Genomic DNA, 3,913 nt, shown 5'->3' on the forward strand with positions numbered 1-3,913 from the left:
GAGGTGTAGATCAGGTAGGCGAGGTTGTCCTCGTCGACCCGTGCGGATGGGCACGTGGCCGGGCAGGTATCCAGGGCCAGGCGATCCAGGGCGATCAGCGTGTTGGCCCCGGCGTCGGCAAAGCGCGCGAGCAGTGAGCTTTGCGTCAGCAGTACCGGCATGCGCGAGTCTTCGACGATCCACTTGACCCGGTCCTGTGGGTAGTCGATGTCGAGCGGTACGTAGGCCGCACCGGTCTTCATCACGGCATAGAACGCCACGATCACCTCGACCGAACGCTCCAGGGCAATACCGACACACACTTCAGGGCCGATACCCTGTGCGATCAGGTGATGGGCCAGTTGGTTGGCGCGGGTTTCCAGTTCGCCGTAGCTCAGGTGCACCTCGGCGCAGGTGACCGCGATACGCTGCGGCTGCCGTTCGGCATGGCGGCGGATGCGCTCGGCCAGCAGGGCCTGGCCGTGGGTCGGCGGTGCCAGCTGATTGTGTTGCGCAAGCGCTGCTGTTCGCCGGCGCTGAGCGTCGACAGGCTGCCCAGGGTAGCCTGCGGGTTGTCGAGCAGGGCATTGAGCAAGGTTTCGAAACTGCTGCGGATCTGCGCGGTGGCGGCCTCGGTGAAGCGGTTGCGCAGGTACAGGAATTCGATCTTGAGGGTTCGGCCCAGGTTGATCGCCAGGTCCATGGCGAAGTTGGTGACGTCGCGGCTGTTCACCTCGCCAAAGCTCAGCTGGTGCTGTTCGGCTTCCTGCAGGCGCTCGTCCACCGGGTAGTTCTCGAACACGATGATGCTGTCGAACAGTGCCTGGCCATTCTGCCCCGACCAGCGCTGCACGTCAGCCAGCGAAGCATGCTCCTGGTCGCGCACTTCCAGGTTGTAGGTTTGCAGTGCTTGCAGCCACTGCGCCAGCGGCATGTGCGGCTGCGGTGTCTGGATGATCGGCAGGGTATTGATGAACAGCCCGAGCATTTCCTCGGCACCGGGCAGGCTGGCGGGGCGCCCGGCCACGGTGGCGCCGAAGCACACGGTGGGCTGGCCGGTGTAGCGTTGCAGCAACAGCAGCCACACGGCCTGGATCAGCGTGTTGGGCGTGATGCGCAGGCGTTGGGTCTGCTCGCGCAGGCGCTGGGTGCGTGCTTCATCCCAGTGCAGATAGAGCGCCGCATGCCCTTGCAGGTCACTCGCCGGGCGCGGTGCAATGCTGTTGGCCAGCAGGGTCGGGCCGTCGATACCGTGCAGCTTGTGTTTCCAGAACTGCTCCAGGCTCGCCTGGGACTGATTCTGCAGCCATTGGATATGGTCACGGTACTGCCCGCGCTTGGCCGGTGGTGTACGGCCGTGGTACAGCTCCAGCACTTCGCCGAGCAGGCGCGAACTGGACCAGCCGTCCATCAGGATGTGATGGCTGGTCCAGATCAGGTGGTGCTTCTGCTCGCCCAGGTCGATGAGGGTGAGGCGCGTCAACGGCGCCTGCAGCAGGTCGAACCCTTCGGCGCAGTCCGCTTCAAGGATGAGTTGCAGGGCCTTTTCGTCGAACGTTGCGGCGTGCCTGTCCAGGCGGCGCACGGGCAGGCTGGCGTGCTTGTACACCACTTGCAGCGGCTCACTCAGCTCGTTGGCTGACCAGAACCCGGTGCGCAGGATTTCATGGCGGGCAATTGCGGCGTTCCAGGCGGCGATGAAGCGTTCGGGGTCCAGCCCGATCACCGGCACGCTCATCTGATTGATGTAGAGGCTGGCCTCGTTGGACTCCAGCGTGTGGAACAGCATGCCTTGCTGCATCGGCGAGAGTGGGTAGAGGTCCTGCACCTCGCTGCACGGCACTGGCAGACGATCCAGTTGCGCTTGGCTCAGGCGCGCCAGCGCGAAGTCCGACGGTGTCAGCCCCCTGTGCTGCGGGTCGCGGCAATGCGCGATGACGGCGGCCAGCTCCAGGCAGAAATCGTCGGCCAACTGCTGGACCGTCGCCTCCTCGAACATCTCGCTGCTGAAGCTCCAGTTCATGCTCAGCTCACCGCCATACACCTGGCCATTGAGCGACAGCCAGTTGCCCAGCGTCGCGTGGGCACTCTGGTTGGCGCCAGTGCTTTGGGCGGCAGGTGCGAACAGTGCGCCCTCGGTGCTATCGAAACTGCCGTCGAACTGGCCGAGGTAGTTGAAGGTGATGCGCGGGACGGGCAGATCGTTCAAGGCCTGGCGTGCCGCCGCATCGCCGAGGAAGCGCAGGGCGCCGTAGCCGATGCCCTTGTTGGGGATGGCGCGCAGCTGTTCCTTGATCGCCTTGATCGACTCGCCGATGCCGCTGGCGGCGGTGAGCTTGACCGGGAACACGCTGGTGAACCAGCCCACGGTACGGGTCAGGTCGACCGTGTCGAACAGGTCTTCGCGGCCATGGCCTTCCAGCTCGATCAGGCTGCTCGGCGCGCCGCTCCACCGTCCGATCACGCGTGCCAGGGCGGTCAGCAACAGATCGTTGATCTGTGTGCGATAGGCAGCCGGTGCCTCCTGCAGCAGTTGTCGGGTGAGTTGCGCGTCGAGGCGGCTTTGCACGCTGCGCCCGTGGCGGTTCAGCAGGCTGCCGTCGGGGCGCTCGCAGGGCAGCGTGGTGGGCACATCCTGCAACTGCGCTTGCCAGTAGTGCAGCTCCTGCTGCAGGGCTTCGCTGCGTGCATAGCCTTGCAGGTGCTCGGCCCAGGTTTTGACCGAGCTGGTCTTACCTGGCAGTTGCGTGGGTTGGCCTGCAAGCCTTTGCCGATACGCCAGTTGCAGGTCTTCGAAGAGAATACGCCACGACACACCATCCACCGCCAAGTGGTGGATGACCAGCAGCAGGCGCTGCTGGCCATCAGGCAGGGTCGCCAGCAGGGCACGCAGCAGCGGGCCTTGCTGAATATCCAGGCTGGCCTGGGCGCGATTGGCCCATTCATTCAGCGCGTGCTCGTCAGCAATGTCGGCCTGCCACAGCAGTTCGCAGGTCGGGTCGACCGGCAGGTAGCGGGCATTCGCCTGCTCGCCGTCGCGATGGAAGGCCAGGCGCAGGGCGTCGTGGTGTTCCAGCAGGGCGTGCAAGGCGTGATCCAGTACGCCGGCATCCAGTGGCGCGGCCGGTTCGAGCATGACCGACTGGTTGAAGTGGTGCGGCGCTGGGGTATCGCTCAGGAAGAACAATTGCTGGATCGGCACCAGGGGCGTAGTGCCAAGCACGGGGCCCTGGTCGATCTGCTGCACGTCGTCGGCGACCTGCGCGACGTTGGCCAGGTGCTTGATGGTCTGGTGCTGGAAAAGGTCCTTGGCGCTGAATCGGATGCCGCTCTGGCGTGCACGGCTGACCACCTGGATCGAGATGATCGAGTCGCCACCGAGCTCGAAGAAGTTGTCATCCAGGCCGATCCGGGGCAGCTTGAGGACGTCTTGCCACAGGGCGGCGATACGTTTTTCCATCTCGCTTTGCGGTGCCACGTATTCGCGTTGCAACAGGCTTGCATCCGGGGCCGGCAAGGCGCGACGGTCGAGTTTGCCGTTGGCGGTCAGTGGCCACTGCTCCAGGAACAGCAGGTGCGTCGGCACCATGTAGTCTGGCAGTTCGGTCTTGAGCTGGGCCTTCAGTTCTTCGCGCAACGCGGTGTGATCGGCAGTGTTGTCGTGAGGCAGCACATAACCCACCAGCTGCTGGCCGCTCGGGCCGTCCACTGCCAGCACCAGCGCTTCGCGCACGCTGGCCTGTTGCGCCAGGCGCGCCTCGATCTCACCCAGCTCGATACGGAAGCCACGGATCTTGACCTGATGGTCGATGCGCCCGACGTATTCGACGATGCCGTCCTGGCGATAGCGCGCCAGGTCACCGGTGCGGTACAGACGCTCGCCGGTAGCCGAGAACGGATCGGGCACGAAGCGTGTCGCGGTCAGGTCGGCACG

General features: G+C 64.9%; 2 protein-coding genes. Both read right to left on the reverse strand.

Translation table 11 applies throughout. The features are described from left to right. A partial coding sequence (locus G3436_RS27120; RefSeq protein WP_338001265.1) for an AMP-binding protein occupies positions 1-383 on the reverse strand: 383 nt, incomplete at its 3' end. Beyond that, positions 374-3,913, reverse strand: a 3,540-nt coding sequence (locus tag G3436_RS15125) for a condensation domain-containing protein (protein ID WP_194356770.1), incomplete at its 5' end; no start/stop codon positions are given. The genes G3436_RS15125 and G3436_RS27120, both read right to left, overlap by 10 nt.

It is taken from the genome of Pseudomonas brassicae, assembly GCF_010671725.1.
Lineage (GTDB): Bacteria > Pseudomonadota > Gammaproteobacteria > Pseudomonadales > Pseudomonadaceae > Aquipseudomonas > Aquipseudomonas brassicae.